Annotated in this window: 14 protein-coding genes; 7 read left to right on the forward strand and 7 right to left on the reverse strand. The window is 73.1% G+C overall.

Features of this window, described 5'->3' with window-relative positions:
- Positions 1 to 72: 72 nt before the first annotated feature.
- Positions 73 to 1,251 carry an acyl-CoA dehydrogenase family protein gene (locus tag OG689_RS10340; RefSeq protein WP_266319576.1) on the reverse strand — a complete coding sequence of 393 codons (1,179 nt, stop codon included), beginning with the start codon at positions 1,249 to 1,251 and terminating at the stop codon, positions 73 to 75.
- A gap of 166 nt (positions 1,252 to 1,417) precedes the next feature.
- Here OG689_RS10340 and OG689_RS10345 point away from each other — a divergent pair, with 166 nt between their 5' ends.
- Together OG689_RS10345 and OG689_RS10350 are read left to right on the forward strand one after the other, a co-directional pair.
- Positions 1,418 to 1,747 (forward strand): hypothetical protein, encoded by a 330-nt coding sequence (locus tag OG689_RS10345; protein ID WP_266319578.1) that lies wholly within the window; start codon positions 1,418 to 1,420, stop codon positions 1,745 to 1,747.
- Between the two features lie 240 nt (positions 1,748 to 1,987).
- Positions 1,988 to 2,983, forward strand: a complete 996-nt coding sequence (locus tag OG689_RS10350; RefSeq protein ID WP_266319579.1) for a chitinase — start codon at positions 1,988 to 1,990, stop codon at positions 2,981 to 2,983.
- Positions 2,984 to 3,074: 91 nt separating this feature from the next.
- On the opposite strand, the gene OG689_RS10355 is transcribed toward OG689_RS10350, so the two are convergent.
- Together OG689_RS10355 and OG689_RS10360 are read right to left on the reverse strand one after the other, a co-directional pair.
- Positions 3,075 to 4,901, reverse strand: coding sequence for a cholesterol oxidase substrate-binding domain-containing protein (locus OG689_RS10355; protein ID WP_266319581.1), 1,827 nt, complete (start codon positions 4,899 to 4,901; stop codon positions 3,075 to 3,077).
- A 356-nt stretch (positions 4,902 to 5,257) separates the two neighbouring features.
- Positions 5,258 to 5,653, reverse strand: a complete 396-nt coding sequence (locus OG689_RS10360; protein ID WP_266327009.1) for an MmcQ/YjbR family DNA-binding protein — start codon at positions 5,651 to 5,653, stop codon at positions 5,258 to 5,260.
- Positions 5,654 to 5,846: 193 nt separating this feature from the next.
- On the opposite strand from OG689_RS10360, the gene OG689_RS10365 reads away from it, so the two are divergent.
- A complete protein-coding gene (locus OG689_RS10365; protein WP_266319583.1) occupies positions 5,847 to 7,277 on the forward strand; it encodes a class II fumarate hydratase in 1,431 nt (476 codons plus the stop codon).
- Between the two features lie 104 nt (positions 7,278 to 7,381).
- Here the strand turns inward: OG689_RS10365 and OG689_RS10370 are convergent, their stop codons facing one another.
- From OG689_RS10370 to OG689_RS10380, 3 genes are all read right to left on the reverse strand, one after another.
- Entirely contained in the window at positions 7,382 to 7,885 is a 504-nt protein-coding gene (locus OG689_RS10370) for an SPW repeat protein (protein WP_266319585.1), read from the reverse strand.
- 110 nt (positions 7,886 to 7,995) lie between these two features.
- Positions 7,996 to 9,153: a winged helix DNA-binding domain-containing protein gene (locus tag OG689_RS10375; RefSeq protein WP_266319587.1), complete on the reverse strand. Its 1,158-nt coding sequence runs from the start codon at positions 9,151 to 9,153 to the stop codon at positions 7,996 to 7,998.
- 99 nt (positions 9,154 to 9,252) lie between these two features.
- Complete coding sequence (locus OG689_RS10380; protein ID WP_266319589.1) at positions 9,253 to 9,732, reverse strand: YbaK/EbsC family protein; 480 nt, start codon at positions 9,730 to 9,732, stop codon at positions 9,253 to 9,255.
- Between the two features lie 156 nt (positions 9,733 to 9,888).
- Here OG689_RS10380 and OG689_RS10385 point away from each other — a divergent pair, with 156 nt between their 5' ends.
- Together OG689_RS10385 and OG689_RS10390 are read left to right on the forward strand one after the other, a co-directional pair.
- Positions 9,889 to 10,431 carry a PadR family transcriptional regulator gene (locus OG689_RS10385; RefSeq protein WP_266319591.1) on the forward strand — a complete coding sequence of 181 codons (543 nt, stop codon included), beginning with the start codon at positions 9,889 to 9,891 and terminating at the stop codon, positions 10,429 to 10,431.
- A 25-nt stretch (positions 10,432 to 10,456) separates the two neighbouring features.
- Entirely contained in the window at positions 10,457 to 12,175 is a 1,719-nt protein-coding gene (locus OG689_RS10390) for an acyl-CoA dehydrogenase family protein (RefSeq protein ID WP_266319592.1), read from the forward strand.
- Between the two features lie 198 nt (positions 12,176 to 12,373).
- Here OG689_RS10390 and OG689_RS10395 read toward each other — a convergent pair whose 3' ends face one another.
- Positions 12,374 to 13,651, reverse strand: coding sequence for a M28 family metallopeptidase (locus OG689_RS10395; RefSeq protein WP_266327011.1), 1,278 nt, complete (start codon positions 13,649 to 13,651; stop codon positions 12,374 to 12,376).
- 480 nt (positions 13,652 to 14,131) lie between these two features.
- On the opposite strand from OG689_RS10395, the gene OG689_RS10400 reads away from it, so the two are divergent.
- On the forward strand, positions 14,132 to 15,448 hold the full coding sequence (locus OG689_RS10400) for a phosphoribosyltransferase family protein (protein WP_266319593.1): 1,317 nt from the start codon (positions 14,132 to 14,134) through the stop codon (positions 15,446 to 15,448).
- A 199-nt stretch (positions 15,449 to 15,647) separates the two neighbouring features.
- Complete coding sequence (hppD, locus tag OG689_RS10405) at positions 15,648 to 16,862, forward strand: 4-hydroxyphenylpyruvate dioxygenase (protein WP_266319595.1); 1,215 nt, start codon at positions 15,648 to 15,650, stop codon at positions 16,860 to 16,862.
- Positions 16,863 to 16,892 lie beyond the last annotated feature (30 nt).

Genomic DNA, 16,892 nt, shown 5'->3' on the forward strand with positions numbered 1-16,892 from the left:
TAACCGGCCCGCCGCCGGTGCGGCGAGCCGGCATCCCGGCCCCGTGCTGTCGGCCCGTGCCTTGAGGAGGCCTCAGCTGTAGGCGGCTTCACCGGTGATGGCCTGGCCCAGCACGAGGGTGTGGATCTCGCCGGTGCCCTCGTAGGTGAGCACCGACTCCAGGTTGTTGGCGTGCCGCAGCACCGGGTACTCGGTGGTGATCCCGTTGGCGCCGAGGATCGTCCGGGCGCTGCGGGCGATCTCCAGGGCCGCCCGGACGTTGTTGAGCTTGCCGAAGCTGATGTGCGCCGGCACGGACTCGCCCGCGTCCTTGAGCCGGCCGATCCGCAGGGCGACCAGGTAGGCCTTCTCGACCTCCAGCATCATCTCGACCAGCTTCTGCTGGGTGAGCTGGAAGGCCGCGATCGGGCGGTCGAACTGGATCCGGGTCTTCGCGTAGTCCAGCGCGGTGGTGTAGCAGTCGCGGGCGGCGCCGACGGTGCCCCAGAGGATGCCGTAGCGAGCCTCGTTCAGCGAGGACAGCGGCCCGCGCAGGCCGGTGACGCCGGGCAGCACGGCGTCACCGGGCAACTGCACGTCCTCCAGCACCAACTCGCTGGTCACCGAGGCCCGCAGGGAGAGCTTGCCGTGCACGTCGTTGGCCGAGAAGCCCTTGGTGCCGCGCGGCACCACGAAGCCCCGGACGCCCTCCTCGGTCTGCGCCCAGATCACGGCGGCGTCCGCGATGCTGCCGTTGGTGATCCACATCTTGGTGCCGGAGAGCACCCAGTCGCCGCCCTTGCGGCGGGCCCTGGTCCGCATGTTGGCCGGGTCGGACCCGAAGTCCGGCTCGGTCAGGCCGAAGCAGCCGATCGCCCGGCCGGCCGCCATCTCCGGCAACCACTGCTGCTTCTGCTCCTCGGAGCCGAAGGCGTGGATGGCGCGCATCGCCAGCGAGCCCTGGACGGAGACGAAGCTGCGCAGCCCGGAGTCGGCCGCCTCCAGCTCCATGCAGGCGACGCCGTAGGCCACCGCCGTCGAGCCGGTGCAGCCGTACCCGTCGAGGTGCATGCCCAGGACGCCGAGTGCGCCGAGTTCGGGGGCCAGCTCCCGGGCCGGGAAGACGCCGCGCTCGAACCACTCCCCCACGTACGGCCTGATCCGCTCGTCGGCGAAGCGCCGTACGGTGTCGCGGATCAGCCGCTCCTCGTCGGTGAGCAGGTCGCCGACCGCGAGGAGGTCGGCCGGGTCGATGCGGTTCGGCTTCGTCATTGAAGCGCTCCTTGGGATCTCGGAAGGTACCGGCGAGTATTCCGCACCGGGCCGCCGGTCGGGCCGCTGGGAGGCCGCCCGGTGCGGCGCCCACCGCGACGGAGGCGGTCGGCGGGCCCGTACTAGGCTGACCGGGCCAGGAGGGGCTTTATTCCGAGGACAAGGGGTGGACGAGATGGCGCGCTGGGCTCTGGTGGTCGAGGAGACCGACGGCATCGGCGACAACCGGCTGTGGGCGCCAAAGGTCCTCGCCGAGATCGAGGGCACCCGCGAGGAGGCGCTCGCGGAGCTGAAGCGCATCGTGCCCGGCTACCGACCGCAGCACCCGGTGACCGACCGCCAGCGCACGCTGCTGCGGGACGGCGACGCGTACCTGCTGATCACGCGCGGCAGCATGCGGGACTACCACTGCGTGTTCCGGGTCTGGGAACTGCTCTGGGACAGCAAGCGCCCGGAGATCCAGCAGGAGCGGCTGCGCGACAACCCGGCGGGCTGAGGACAGCCGCCCCGGCCGGGCGCGCGGCACTGCCGGGCGGCCCGGCCTCGCCATGCCCGCCCGAACCCGTGGCAGGCCCGCAACGGGCTTTCCGGCCGGGCCTCTTGACGTGTACCGCGACAGCTGGTTCCCTACCCTGCATACGTTAGGAAAGTTTCCTAACGTGACTGGGGCTCCCTCCCCGCGCCGCCCCGCATCGCCGCACCTCCACTCCCCCACGGACCAACGGAACGGTGAACCATGAACCCGCGCAAGCCCCTCCGCCCGCTGCTCACCCTCGCCGCCGCCGTCTCGCTCACCGGCACCGCCTTCGCGCTGGCCCCCGCCGGACAGGCCGCCACCCCCGATCCGGTCGGCCTCAACGCCCCGTACGAGTACCTGGGTTGGGGAAGCCCGCAGAACCCGACCGCCGTGATGTCGGCGACCGGCGTCAAGCAGTTCACGCTCGCCTTCATGCTCAGCGACGGCGGCTGCAACCCCAAGTGGGACGGCAGTCGGGCGCTCACCGGCGGCAGCGACCAGGGCGCGATCAACAGCATCCGGGCGGCCGGCGGGGACGTGGTGATCTCCTTCGGCGGCTGGAGCGGCGCCAAGCTCGGCGAGAAGTGCACCTCCGCGAGCGCCCTCGCCGGGGCGTACCAGAAGGTGATCAACGCCTACAAGCTCAAGGCGATCGACATCGACATCGAGGACACCGAGGTGGCCGGTGCGACGGTCCGCCAGCGGGTGATCGACGCTCTGAAGATCGTCAAGAACAACAACCCCGGCATCAAGGAGTACGTCACCTTCGGCACCACCCCCACCGGCCCGGACTCGGCCGGCGTCGACCTGATCAAGAAAGGCGCGAAGGCCGGTCTGGCGCTCGACGGCTGGACCGTCATGCCCTTCGACTTCGGCGGCCACAGCGGCTCGATGGGCTCGGTGACCGTCACCGCCGCCGACGGCCTGAAGAACGCCGTCGCGAGCGCCTACGGCTACGACTCCGCGACGGCCTACCGCCACATCGGGATCTCCTCGATGAACGGGAAGACCGACGAGAGCGACGAGACCGTCTCGGTCGCGGACTTCACCACCATCGCCGACTACGCCAAGGCGCACCACCTGGCCCGCTTCACCTTCTGGTCCGTCAACCGCGACCGGCAGTGCCCCTCGGGCACCCCGGCGGGCGACGCCTGCAGCGGGATCAGCCAGGCGCCGTACGCCTTCACGAAGATCGTCGCCGCCTACCACGGCTGACCTGGCCCCCGGCAACGCCCGCGCCTCGATCCGGACTTCCGGCCGGGCACCCCTCGATCGCAGGGGTGCCCGGCCGGCCCGGTGCCACCGGTCAGCGCAGCAGCGAGTCCAGGAACGGGTTGCCGAACACCCGGTGCGGGTCGTGGCGGTCGAGCACGGCCACGGCCTCGTCCCAACCGGGACCGCCGCCGGCGCGAAGGCTGTCCGGAATCACCCGGCCGAGCACGTCCGGCTCGCTCCAGGCCGCGTCCTCGGTGTACGCCCAGCCCTTGGACCACTCGACCCGTAGGCCGGCCCGCGTCCCGTCGAAGGTCCGCAGCAGGAACTGCTCGATGTCGCGGCAGAAGCGGTGCAGGCCGGGCGTGCCGGGCAGGGTGAGGATGTCGAGCCAGACCGCGGTGTCCCACTCGGGGCGGTCCGGCCGCGGGCGCAGGGCGGACAGCAGCGGCGGGCGGGCGCCCGGCACGCCGCATCGGGCGGGGTCGTCCAGACCGGTCACCCTGATCTCCACCGTCCCGTTCACCGGATACTCGCCGCGGGCCCGGTACTGCCCGAGCAGCGACCGGTAGTGGGCGGCGAACTCACTGACCACCCACTGGAGATCGGCCCGCCGGGCCAGCACGGCGTAGCCGTTGGCGGTCATCCGCAGCGTGCTCGGCCGGACGTACTGGAGCAGGGTGCGGGACGGCCCCCAGAGGTCCGATCGCAGCCCGCCGGCCAGCAGATGGGTGAGGGTGTCGCCAGTCAGCAGGTCGCGCAGCAGTCCGCCGGAGAGCAGGATGTCGGTGAGGTCGGCGGTGAGCGCCAGCTTCGCGATCAGGTACTGGAGTTGACCGAACAGCGGGGCCGTCCCCCAGGCTCCGCCGACCAGTTGGCCGGCCAGCCGGGCCACCGGCTCCGGGATGTTGTCGGTGAACGGGTAGTTGTAGGGCTCGTCCACCTGCCGGGCGGCGAACGGCCGGGCCGGGGCGAGACTCCAGGTCTTCAGCCAGGGCCGGTCGGTGTACGCGAACCAGATCGCCTCGGCCCGGCCGTCGTGGTCGACGAAACTCGCGAAGGTCCGCGGGCCGCCCGCGGTGCCGGGCCGGGCGAACAGTTCGTCGGCCGGGATGTCCAGGCGGCTGACGCAGCGCAGCCGCTGGTCCTCGCCGGCCCGCAGGACGACCTCGGTGAGGAAGGCCCGGCCCAGGTGGACCAGGAAGGCCGCGCTGTCGGCCTCGGCCCGGTCGAAGGTGCGCAGCACGTACCGGCCGGCGGCCTCGTCCCGTACCACGGCGGTGAGTTCGGTGATCTGGTTGCTCAGCGAGCCGTAGCCGTGGCCGGGCCGGGGGCTCTCGCCGGCGGCCGGCACGGCGGTGCCGTGGCCGCCGATCGCGAGCACGCCGCCCACCGTGACCTCCCCGGGCGCGGGGCAGGCGGTGACGCCCAGGCCCCGGCCGGCCAGGTGGGCGAGCAGGCTCTCCATGGTGGCGCCGGTCTGCACCCGGACGGTGTCGGCGGAGGCGGCCGAGATCGCGGTCAGGTACCTGGAGGTGTCGACCAGCAGGACGCGGGCCGCCTCGCCGGTCCGGTCGGCGACCGTCAGCGGCGCCCAGGTGTGCCGGTACCCCTGGGCGCGCAGCCGCCAGCCCCGGGCGTGCGCCCAGTCGGCGAGGGCGGCGACCTCCTGCGGGGTGCGCGGCGCGCAGGTCCAGAGCTGGTCGGTGCGGATCTCGCCCGACCAGTTCTCGTACTCCCGCCGGTAGACCTCCGTCCCGGCGGGCAGTGCGGGCGGCGCCGTGCCGGCCGCGCCGGCGCGCTCCGGGCCGACCGTCCCGCGCAGCAGCCAGGCCGCTCCGCCCAGCCCGGCCGAGGCCCCGATCAGCCCGCGCCGGGTGAGTCCCGGTCGCCCGCGGTGCCGTCCTGTGTCGCTGTCCATGTCCGTCCCCACCCTCGGTGTCCGCCTGTGCCGCCCCGCCGGCCGCCGGCCGCCGCCTCCAACCGCGGCCGGCCCGCCCGTACCTGCGGATTCGCCTACGCCGCGTCCGCATGTCCGCACGTCCGCATGGCGAGGCGGCCGGGCGCCGGGCGGCCGGACGGGCAGGACGAGCCGGTGCGCGGCTCCCGGCGGGGTTCGCGCCGAGCGTACGAAGCGGCCCGGGCAGGGCCGGAGGAATCCCTCCGGGCCTCACCCGATCGAGTGAACTCCGCGGGCTGCCTGGAACGGCCGGTCCGAGCTGGTCCGAGCCGGTCGGACGCCGGGCCGGGGCGGCGGGGGTGTCGGCGGCCCGGGCGTCAGCGGGACGGCTGCTCCCCCTCCCCCGGGCGGGCGACACCGGGCCAGTCCAGCACCAGCTGCTGCCGGCGCGGGAGCTGGGTGACGATCAGGTCGTACGAGTCCTCGATCATCTCGCGGACCAGCCGGTCCGGCACCGAGCCGTCGAGCAGCACGGTGTTCCAGTGCCGCTTGTTCAGGTGCCAGCCGGGGGTGACCGCCGGGTAGGCCTCGCGCAGCCGCACGGCGACCTCCGGGTCGCACTTCAGGCTCACCTTGAGCGGCTCCGCGTCCAGGGTGCTCAGTGCGAAGATCTTCCCGCCGACCTTGAAGACCGAGGTCTCCGGACCGAACGGAAAGGTCTCCTCGGCCCCGTTGAGGGTCAGGCAGGCGGCCTTGAGCGCGGCGGGCTTCATCGTCATGGGCACAGTCTGCCGGGCGGGCCGCCCGGGCCGCGCCGCAGGTTCGCGTCATCCGTTCGAGTGAGACCGGAAATACCTGGGGACCGCGCGCGGCTGTGCTGATCGGCGGCTGCCGTGGGGGTGGCCGACGTGCGGGCGGCGGTCGCGTCGACAGCAGTCCCGGGAGCCGAGCAGAAGGTGTCGCGCCATGGGTGACGAGCAGGCCAGGTCCGGTCAGCAGGCCGGGGGCGGCGAGCAGGAGTGGCGGGTCGAGCACGACTCGATGGGCGAGGTGCGGGTGCCCGCCACCGCGAAGTGGCAGGCCCAGACGCAGCGGGCGGTGGAGAACTTCCCGGTGTCCGGCCAGCGGCTGGAGCGGGAGCACATCGCGGCGCTGGCGCGGATCAAGGCCGCGGCGGCCAAGGTGAACGCCCGGCTGGGGGTACTGGACGAGGCCACGGCGGCGGCGATCGTCTCGGCGGCCGAGGAGGTGGCCGCCGGCGGTCTGGACGACCAGTTCCCGGTGGACGTGTTCCAGACCGGTTCGGGGACGTCGTCGAACATGAACACCAACGAGGTGATCGCCACCCTGGCGGGCGAGCGGCTCGGCCGCCCGGTGCACCCGAACGACCAGGTCAACGCGAGCCAGTCGTCCAACGACGTCTTCCCGTCCTCGATCCACATCGCCGCCACCGCGGCCGTCACCCGGGACTTGATCCCCGCCTTGGAGCACCTGGCGGAGGCGCTGGAGCGCAAGTCCGCGGAGTTCGCCGGGGTGGTGAAGTCCGGCCGGACGCACCTGATGGACGCCACGCCGGTCACACTCGGGCAGGAGTTCGGCGGGTACGCGGCCCAGGTCCGGTACGGGCGGGAGCGGCTGCTGGCGGCCCTGCCCAGGGTCGCGGAGCTGCCGCTGGGCGGCACGGCCGTCGGCACCGGCATCAACACCCCGCCCGGCTTCTCGGCCGCCGTGATCGCCGAGGTCGCCCGGGAGACCGGTCTGCCGCTGACCGAGGCGCGCGACCACTTCGAGGCCCAGGGCGCCCGGGACGGCCTGGTCGAGCTGAGCGGCCAGCTGCGGACCATCGCGGTCGGCTTCACCAAGATCGCCAACGACCTGCGCTGGATGGGCTCGGGCCCCCGCACGGGGCTGGCCGAGATCAATCTGCCCGACCTGCAGCCCGGTTCGTCGATCATGCCGGGCAAGGTCAACCCGGTGCTGCCCGAGGTGGTGCTGATGGTCGCCGCCCAGGTGATCGGCAACGACACCACCGTCACGGTGGCCGGCGCCGGCGGCAACTTCGAGCTCAACGTGATGCTGCCGGTGATCGCCCGCAACGTGCTGGAGTCGATCCGGCTGCTGGCCAACAGCGCCCGGCTGCTCGCCGACCGCACGGTGGACGGGATCACCGCCAACGTCGAGCGGGCCCGCGAGTACGCCGAGTCCTCACCCTCGGTGGTCACCCCGCTGAACCGCTACATCGGCTACGAGGAGGCCGCCAAGGTCGCCAAGCAGGCCGTCGCGGAGCGCCGGACGATCCGTCAGGTGGTGCTGGACCGCGGATACCTGGAACGCGGCCTGCTCACCGAGCAGCAACTGGACGAGGCTCTGGATGTACTGCGGATGACCCACCCCTGACGGCGCCGCTCCCCGGCCTGCCCGGGGCCGGGGCAGGCCGGAGGGCGCGGGCTTGCGCACCCGCGCCCTCCGTGTGCGCCCCGGGCCCAGAGGGGCGCGATGGATCAGGCGCCTCCTCCGCCCGCACGGCCGCCGGTGGCGGGACCGCCGGCGCCCCGGCGCATGGCCGCACCGCTCGCGGTCATGGACGCCATCGAGATGGCTGCCAGGCCGAGGAGCGCCATGCAGCCGCCGGTGATCAGATTGGTCGTGATGGTCCGCCGGACGTCCACGTTCCCGGCAACCACCCAAGGCGCGATCATGCACCAGACACCGATCGCCGTGGCCGCCCAGGCACGGGCGTGGGTGCGCTCGTAGGCGGAGCCGTAGCCGCCCATGAGCAGGGCGAACGCCAGTCCGAGGACCAGATTGTTGACGACCAGCGTCCCGAAGCCCAGGAAGCCGCTGAACCCGACCACCCAGGGCGAGATCGCCAGGAAGAGACCGGCCAGGACCGCCAGCGCCTCGACGCCCTGAGCGGCCGGCGTCGAGGTGACGCGCTCATAGTGCTCCCGGAGTTCGACGATGTCCGGGTGATGCTCCATGCCCATCGGAATCTGGGTAGACACCGATACCACCTCCTTGGTTGCGGAACATGGAAGGCGCAAGCCCACTACCCATTTTGGACCTTTTCTAACACTTTGCCCTGTTTTCGGGAACGAATCCCGGCCGCCGAACGTCACGGGTGGGCGATCCGCAGCTCCGTCGGCACATCCAGGAACCGGCCGACGCCCTCCGCCTCCGCCCGCAGCCCCTCCCGGACCGGCCCGGAGAGCGGCCCGAAGGGCTCCACCAGCAGGGTCGTCGCGCCCCGGGCGCGTTCGGTCCGCCAGCGTCCGAGCACCCGCCCGTCGGCCACCAGCGCGGGGTGGATCACCCCGCCGCCGGCGTTGATCCGCTTGGCGAAGGCCGGGTCCAGCATCGCCGTCCGGTCGCGGTAGCCCAGCAGGTAGTTGTCGTACGCGCCGAGCAGCCGGACCTCCGGCCCGCCCTCAGCCCCGGCTTCCGTGGGCTCGGCGCCGGGGTCGGCGAACAGCCCGGGGGCCACCTCGGGGAACCCGGCCGCCGCGACGGCGCGACGGCAGACCGTCACCGGCAACCCCGACCAGGCGGCCAGATCGGCGGCACCGGCCGGGCCGAAGGCGGCCAGGTAGCGGACGGCGAGCGCGGCCAGGTCGGCGTCCCCGGGCGGACCGGGCGGAGCGGCCGAGGCGGGCGGGGCGGCCGGCAGGCCAGGACGCAAGACGTAGCCGGGCTCGCGCGGAGCCACCTCGGCGCCCCGGCAGAGCAGGCCGCGCGCCGCCGCGTACCCCATCAGGTGGGCCGGGGCCTGGCCGGCCGGGTTCACCTCCACCCCCCGTTCGATCAGCGCGGCGATCAGGTCGGCCCGGCTCAGCGGAGCCGCCAGCACCTCGGGGAGCAGCGCGACGGCCCGCTCGCAGATCTCGTCGGTCAGCCCCAGCTGCCGGCGCCGGCCCGCGCCGGCCGCGAGGTTGCGGGCGCCGAAGAGGCGCAGCAGCCAGGGCAGGTCCACGGCCGGGACGAGGTGCAGGGTGCCGCGCATCAGCCAGCCGGCAACCACCTCGCCCGCCCGGTAGGCCGCCTCGACGTCGGCGGCCGAGCCGAGACCGCGGGCGCGCAGGCCGAGCCGGGCGGCCGCCGCGTCCTGGGCCTGGATGCCGGCGGCCCGGGCGGCCAGGCCCGCCGCCCCGTCCGGCTGTCCCGGGCCGCCGGGGCTTTCCGGGTCGGCGGAGGACACCGGGTCGGGGCCGGTCCGGCCGAAGCCGAACTGGGCGTGCATCCGCCACCGCAGCAGTCGCGTTTCGTCCGTCGTCACCCGGCCATTCTTCGCGCTCGCGCCCACCGGGGCACGCCTCGGCGCCGGAGCGCCGCGCCCTGGTTCGCCGGCGCCGCGGTAACCCCGGCGCGCCCGGGTTCAGTTCACCGGCACCGCGGTACCGCCGGTGAGGGAGAGGAGTTGCTCGAAGGTGGTCGGGAAGACCGTGTGCGGGTGTCCGGCCGCGGCCCAGACCTCGGGGTGCCCGGCGAGGGTCTCGTCCACCAGGGTGCGCACCGGGGCCGGGTGGCCGACCGGCGCTACCCCGCCGATGGGCTGGCCGGTGTGCTCGCGGACGAAGTCCGGGGTGGCGCGCCGGATCCGGTCGACCCCGATCAGGGCCGCCAGCTTCGCCGTGTCCACCCGGTGCGCGCCGCTGGTGAGCACCAGCAGCGGGACCCCGTCGGCGTCGAAGACCAGGCTGTTGGCGATCGCCCCGACCGGGCAGCCGAGCTGCTGGGCGGCGGCCGCGGCGGTCGGCGCCGTCTGCGGCAGCACCTGTACGGCCGGGTCGGCGCCGCCGGCCCGCAGGGCCGCCTCGACGGCTCGGACGGCTGGATGGCTGGTGATCCGCTCCATGCCGGCGATGCTACCGCCGGGCCTGCCGCGTCCGGGCGGACTTCGCCGGGTGCTCCTGCCGGAACCCGCCCGGGGCCCGGCCGGCCCGCGTGAGCTGTGTCTCACCCGGGCGGGGCGGCATTGCCTATGCAACTCGTTGCATAGCAGGATGCGGGTATGGCACTGGAGCACGCGATCCTCGTCTCACTGCTGGAGCAGCCCGGCTCCGGGTACGAGCTGGCCCGGCGGTTCGACCGCTCCATCGGACGCTTCTGGACCGCCACCCACCAGCAGATCTACCGGGTGCTGCGGCGGATGGAGGCGGACGGCTGGATCGCCGCCGAAGAGGTCGCCCAGGACGGCCGGCCGGACAAGAAGGTCTACTCGGCCGCCGGGCCGGGCCGGGCGGTGCTGGCCGGCTGGCTGCGCGAGCCCGTCGAACCGGAGACCGTCCGGCACGAACTGGCCGTCAAGATCCGGGCGGCCGCCTTCGACGACCCGTCCGCGCTGGTCGCCGAGGTCGAGCGGCACCGGGAGAGCCACGCGGCGCTGCTCGCGCGCTACCTCTCCGGCGAGCGGCGCGACTTCCCCGCCGGCGCCGAGCTCGACGCCCAGCAGCAGCTGCAGCACGTGGTGCTGCGCGGCGGCATCGAGTACGAGCGGATGACCCTCGCCTGGCTGGACGACGTGCTCGCCACCCTGCACCGCCTCGGCAACTGAACCCTCAACCCCCAGGGACGACACCATGCTGTTCAACCCGCGTACCTACGACCCCGTGCAGTTCGACGAGCCGACCCGCCGGCTGCTGCGCGCCACCGTCGACTGGTTCGAGTCGCGCGGCAAGAAGGCCCTGATCGACACCTACGTCGACCGCGCCTGGTACGGCGACTTCCTCGAGTTCGCCGCCAAGGAGGGCCTCTTCGCGGCCTTCCTGACGCCGGCGGCCGAGGCGGGCGCGGAGGCCGGCGCGGAGGCGAAGCGCTGGGACACCGCACGGATCGCCGAGCTGAACGAGATCCTCGGCTTCTACGGGCTCGGCTACTGGTACACCTGGCAGGTCACCATCCTGGGTCTCGGCCCGGTCTGGCAGAGCGAGAACGAGGCCGTCCGGGCGCGCGCCGCGAAGCTGCTGACGGAGGGCCATGTGATGGCCTTCGGGCTGTCCGAGCGCAGCCACGGCGCGGACATCTACTCCACCGACATGATCCTCACCCCGGACGGCGAGGGCGGGTTCACCGCCAGCGGCTCCAAGTACTACATCGGCAACGGCAACGTGGCCGGGCTGGTCTCGGTGTTCGGCCGCCGCTCCGACGTCGAGGGCCCGGAGGGGTACGTCTTCTTCGCCGCCGACAGCCGGCACGAGGCGTACCACCTGGTCAAGAACGTGGTGAACGCGCAGATGTACGTCAGCGAGTTCCGCCTCGACGAGTACCCGGTGCGCGCCGAGGACGTCCTGCACACCGGCAAGGCCGCCTTCGACGCCGCGCTGAACACCGTCAACGTCGGCAAGTTCAACCTCTGCACGGCGTCGGTCGGCATCTGCGAGCACGCCATGTACGAGGCCGTGACGCACGCCCACAACCGAGTGCTGTACGGCAAGAAGGTCACCGACTTCCCGCACGTGCGGCGGGAGTTGACCGACGCCTACGCGCGGCTCGCCGCGATGAAGCTGTTCAGCGCCCGGGCCGCGGACTACTTCCGTTCGGCCTCCCCCGAGGACCGTCGCTACCTGCTCTTCAACCCGATGACCAAGATGAAGGTCACCACCGAGGGCGAGAAGGTCATCGACCTGATGTGGGACGTCATCGCGGCCAAGGGCTTCGAGGCGGACACCTACTTCGACAAGGCCGCGAAGGACATCCGCGGCCTGCCGAAGCTGGAGGGCACGGTCCACGTCAACCTGGCCCTGATCCTCAAGTTCATGGGCAACTACCTGTTCGCCCCGGCCGAGTACGCGCCCGTGCCGAGCCGGCTGGACGCCGCCGACGACGAGTTCCTGTTCCGCCAGGGCCCGGCCCGCGGCCTGGGGGCGATCCGCTTCCACGACTGGCGCACGGCCTACGACGCGCACGCCCACGTGCCGAACGTGGCCCGGTTCCGCGAGCAGGCGGACGGCCTCTGCGCGCTGCTCGTCGCCCACGCGCCGAGCCCGGAGCAGCAGCAGGACCTGGACTTCCTGCTCTCGCTCGGCCAGCTGTTCGCGCTCGTGGTCTACGGCCAGCTGCTGCTGGAGCAGGCCGGGTTGACCGGCCTGGACGGCGATCTGCTGGACGAGATCTTCGACGTGCTGGTGCGCGACTTCTCCACCCACGCGACCGAGCTGCACGGCAAGTCCGGCGCGAGCGAGGAGCAGGCCGCCTGGGCGCTGGCCCACCTGCGCCGCCCGGTGGCGGACGCCGGCCGCTCGGCCCGGGTCTGGGCCCAGGTCGAGGGCCTGGCCGGCGCGTACGAGATGCCGGCCTGACCGCGGGCCCGCCGAGGAGCGGCCGTGCGGCCGGGTGACCGGCTCGACCGGGCCGCTCCGAAGGGAGTTGACCGGGTGTGGGCGCCGCACTGCTCCGTGGCGCCCACACCCGGGGTCCGGGCGGCACCCCGCCCGGGGTTCAGGACGCCCGGGAGTCCGCGCCGCGCTTCGGTTGCGGCCGGGCCGGGCGGGAGCGGCTCAGAAGGTGAGCTTCCAGCTGTCGATGTAGCCGGTGTCCTGTGCGGCCACGTCCTGGACCTTGAGCTTCCAGGTGCCGTTGGCGACCTCGCTGGACGCGTTCACCGTGTAGGTGGTGATCACGTTGTCGGCGGAGTCGTTGCCGCTGGAGTTCTTCAGCCGGTAGGCCGAACCGTCCGGGGCGACCAGGTCGATCACCAGGTCACCGCGGTAGGTGTGCTTGATGTCCACTCCGACCGCGAGCGTGGCGGGGGCGTTCCCGGTGCGACCGGTGACGGTGACCGAGGAGGTCACAGCCGCGCCGTTGTCCGGGACGGGGACGTCGGTGGTGTTCTCGAAGACCGTCCCGGTGGGCGGGGTGGTCGACCCGGTGCCCAGCGTCCAGAGCGCGTACGCGATCGCGTCGCTCATCCGGTCCAGCGCGACGTCGTTGATGTTGGCCGAGGTGTCGCAGGACTGGTGGTAGCAGCGGTCGAAGGCCTGGCCGGAGGTGCCGCCCCACTTGGCGGCCTGGGCACTGGTCTTGATGTAGTCGGCGCCGCTGAACAGGCCGCCGACCGGGATGCCCGCGTTCTTGAACGGCGAGTGGTCCGAGCGGCCGTCACCCTCGGTCTCGGGCTCGGTGGCGACGCCGAGGCCGGAGAAGTAGGTCTGGAACAACTGGTCCAGTGCGGCGTCGTCGTCATAGACGAAGTAGCCGGGGTTGGGCGAGCCGATCATGTCGAAGTTGAGGTAGGCCTCGATCTTCGAACGGTCCGCGCTGGAGAGGCTGTTGACGTAGTTCTTGGAGCCGACCATGCCGGCCTCCTCGGTGCCCCACCAGCCGAACCGCAGGTGCTTGGTGGGTTGCAGCGCGGCGCGGGAGACGGCCAGCGCGGCCTCCAGGATGCCGGCCGAGCCGGAGCCGTCGTCGTTGATGCCGGGGCCGGCCGTCACCGAGTCGAGGTGGGCGCCGACCATCACGACGTGCGAGGCGTCGCCGCCCGGCCAGTCCGCGATCAGGTTCCAGCTGGTGGCGCCGCTGTAGGTGTAGGACTGCAGCGTGGTGGTGAACCCGGCCGCGTCCAGCTTGCCCTTCACGTAGTCGATCGAGGCCTTGTAGCCGGGCTTGCCATGGGCCCGGTTGCCGCCGTTGGCGGTGGCTATCGACTGCAGCTGGGCGAGGTGCGCCTTGACGTTGGCGACCGGGATGTCCGGTGCGGCCAGGGCCGCGGACGGGGCGGCCGCCGGGGCGGCGGGCGCCGCGGGCCGGGCGGCCTGGGCGGCGGGGGCGAACACGGCGGCGGCGACGGTGAAGGCCGCCCCGGTCGCGAGGGCGGATCGGCGCAGGCGGGATCGCCGCAGGGCGCGCTGGCTCAATGGAGGCTCCAGATTCTGGTGGGGCAGAACGGAACGGACGTCAGGAACGGGCGGGTGGGCCGGTCGACCCCTTCCCGCACAGTTGACGCGACCATGATGATTAGGCCGGATAAAGGTTTCGTCAAGAGGCCCTGCGCCCCGGGCCGCCCGACCTGCCGCGCTCCGGCCCGTCACCCGACCGGCCGCACCCGGCCACCGTCCCGTTGCCCCGGTCCCGGCCCCCCGACGGCCCCGCCCTCGCCCGACCCACCGCCCGGACCGTCGCCCCGCCCCGCCCCGCCCCGCCGGAGCATCCCGCCGGATGGCGCCCGGGCCCCCGCCCGGCCCGCCCGCCGGCCCTCGTCACGACCGCCCCGACCCCCGCCACGAGACGTACCGTGGATCGTGGAGGCGGCGGTCATGCACTTCACGGATACGCACTTCACCGACCGGACGGATGCCGGACGACAACTCGCCGCCCGGCTCGGACACCTGCGCGGCGAGCACCTCGTGGTGGTCGCCCTCCCGCGCGGCGGGGTACCGGTGGCCGCCGAGGTCGCCGACGCCCTCGACGCCCCGCTCGACATCTGCGTGATCCGCAAGCTGGGCGTCCCCTACCAGCCGGAGCTGGGGATGGGCGCGATCGGGGAGGACGGCGCCCGGGTGATCAACGACCAGGTGGTGCGGATGGCGGGCGTCTCGCCGCGCCAGATCGCCGAGGTCGAACGGAGCGAACGGGCCGAGCTGGAGCGCCGGGCCGGGCGCTACCGCGGCGGCCGGGCGCCGGCCGACCTGAACGGCCGCACCGTGCTGGTGGTCGACGACGGCGTCGCCACCGGCTCCACCGCGAGGGCCGCCTGCGAGATCGTCCGGGCCCGGGGCGCCGCCCTGGTGGTGCTCGCCGTACCGGTGGCGCCCAAGGACTGGACCGTCCGGCTGGGCGACGTCGCCGACCAGCTGGTCTGCGTCGCCACGCCGTCCCCGTTCTTCGCGATCGGCGAGTTCTACGAGGACTTCACCCAGACCGAGGACGCCGAGGTGCTGCGCTGCCTGAGCCGGTTCGCCGGCCCGCCGGGCACCGACCGCGAGGTCACCGTGCTGGCCGACGGCAGCCGGCTCGGCGGCCGGCTCACCGTCCCGGACGGCGCCACCGGGGTGGTGGTGTTCGCGCACGGCAGCGGGAGCAGCCGGCACAGTCCGCGCAACCGCTTCGTCGCCGAGGTGCTGAACCGGGCCGGGCTGGCCACCCTGCTGTTCGACCTGCTCACCGAGGCGGAGGAGCCCGACCGGCAGAAGGTCTTCGACGTGGCGCTGCTCGGCGGCCGGCTGGCCCAGGTCACCGACCGGCTGACCTACGAGCGCTGGGCGGCGGGCCTGCCGTTCGGCTACTTCGGCGCCAGCACCGGCGCCGCCGCCGCGCTCTGGGCCGCCGGGCAGGACGGCGCGCAGCCGGCGGCCGTGGTCTCCCGGGGCGGGCGCCCGGACCTCGCCGGCAGCTGGCTGGGCCGGGTCCGGGCCCCGACCCTGCTGATCGTCGGCGGCCGCGACCCGGTGGTGATCGAGCTCAACGAACGGGCCCGCGAGCGGCTGCGCTGCCCGAACGAGCTCGCGGTCGTGCCGCACGCCACCCACCTGTTCGAGGAGCCGGGGACGCTGGCGGCGGCGGCGGGACTTGCCCGCGACTGGTTCCTGCGGTACCTCTCCGGCCCGGCCGGGCCGGGGCCGGAGCGCCCGTGAACCCGGCGGCCGGCCCCGCGCCCGACCTGTCGAGGACCAGGCAATCTGTGCAGCGCAGCGGCGGATTTCCTGCTCACCTTGTACACATTGAGCAGTGGATTCCCCACCTGTTGTGCAATCCGCCCGGCTGGAGCAAGCTCGGCGATCAACCGCACCGCCCACCCCCGCGGCGCGGACGCCTCACTGCGGAGGAAGACCGATGACCACCCAGTCACACGCCCTTGAGCTGACCCCCGAGGAGCGCGAGGCCGGCCTCGACGCCGAGCAGCTGCGCCGCCTGGTGGGCCTGGTCGAGCACGACCCCGCCGCCGACCCCTTCCCGGTGATCGCCCAGGACGCGGTGGTCTTCGTCGTCGGGAACGCCACCCTGACGGCCCAGCTGTACCAGGTCGTCTTCGGCATGGAGCTGGTCGCCTACTCCGGCCCCGAGACCGGCCGCCGCGACCGCAAGGCGTTCGTGCTGCGCTCCGGCTCCTGCCGCTTCGTGATCAAGGGCGGGGTCGCCCCGGACAGCCCGCTGCTGGAGCACCACCGCCGGCACGGCGACGGCGTCGTCGACCTGGCGATCGAGGTCCCGGACGTCGACAAGTGCATCGCGCACGCCCGCGCCCAGGGTGCCCGGATCCTGGAGGAGCCGAACGACGTCTCCGACGAGAACGGCACCGTGCGCCGCGCCGCGATCGCGACCTACGGCGAGACCCGCCACACCCTGGTGGACCGCTCCCGCTACCACGGCCCCTACCTGCCGGGCTACGTGGTCGCCGAGACCAAGGTGGAGCGCCCCGAGGGCGCCCCGAAGCGGCTGTTCCAGGCGCTCGACCACGCGGTGGGCAACGTCGAGCTCGGCCACATGAACGAGTGGGTGGGCTTCTACAACAAGGTCATGGGCTTCGTGAACATGGCCGAGTTCGTCGGCGACGACATCGCCACCGAGTACTCGGCGCTGATGAGCAAGGTGGTCGCCAGCGGTAACCACCGGGTGAAGTTCCCGCTGAACGAGCCCGCCGTGGCCAAGAAGAAGTCGCAGATCGACGAGTACCTGGAGTTCTACGGCGGCCCCGGCTGCCAGCACCTGGCGCTCGCCACCAACGACATCCTCACCACCGTGGACGTGCTGCGCTCGCGCGGTGTGGAGTTCCTCAACACCCCCGACTCGTACTACGACGACCCGGAGCTGCGGGCCCGGATCGGCCACGTCCGGGTCCCGGTGGAGGAGCTCAAGAAGCGCGGCATCCTGGTCGATCGTGACGAGGACGGCTACCTGCTGCAGATCTTCACCAAGCCGCAGGGCGACCGGCCGACGGTCTTCTTCGAGTTCATCGAGCGGCATGGTTCGCTCGGTTTCGGAAAGGGCAACTTCAAGGCGCTCTTCGAGTCCATCGAGCGCGAGCAGGACCGTCGCGGCAACCTCTGACCGGGGTGCCGGCCGGCCGGGGGCAGCGCT

Source organism: Kitasatospora sp. NBC_00240, assembly GCF_026342405.1.
Taxonomy (GTDB): domain Bacteria; phylum Actinomycetota; class Actinomycetes; order Streptomycetales; family Streptomycetaceae; genus Kitasatospora.

Coding starts and splice junctions, on each gene's coding strand:
- OG689_RS10380 (WP_266319589.1), bottom strand. CDS start 9,732: ATGGAGCGGATCACCAGCCATCCAGCCGTCCGAGCCGTCGAGGCGGCC.
- OG689_RS10355 (WP_266319581.1), bottom strand. CDS start 4,901: ATGGACAGCGACACAGGACGGCACCGCGGGCGACCGGGACTCACCCGG.
- OG689_RS10365 (WP_266319583.1), top strand. CDS start 5,847: ATGGGTGACGAGCAGGCCAGGTCCGGTCAGCAGGCCGGGGGCGGCGAG.
- OG689_RS10350 (WP_266319579.1), top strand. CDS start 1,988: ATGAACCCGCGCAAGCCCCTCCGCCCGCTGCTCACCCTCGCCGCCGCC.
- OG689_RS10390 (WP_266319592.1), top strand. CDS start 10,457: ATGCTGTTCAACCCGCGTACCTACGACCCCGTGCAGTTCGACGAGCCG.
- OG689_RS10400 (WP_266319593.1), top strand. CDS start 14,132: ATGCACTTCACGGATACGCACTTCACCGACCGGACGGATGCCGGACGA.
- OG689_RS10385 (WP_266319591.1), top strand. CDS start 9,889: ATGGCACTGGAGCACGCGATCCTCGTCTCACTGCTGGAGCAGCCCGGC.
- OG689_RS10360 (WP_266327009.1), bottom strand. CDS start 5,653: ATGAAGCCCGCCGCGCTCAAGGCCGCCTGCCTGACCCTCAACGGGGCC.
- hppD (WP_266319595.1), top strand. CDS start 15,648: ATGACCACCCAGTCACACGCCCTTGAGCTGACCCCCGAGGAGCGCGAG.
- OG689_RS10340 (WP_266319576.1), bottom strand. CDS start 1,251: ATGACGAAGCCGAACCGCATCGACCCGGCCGACCTCCTCGCGGTCGGC.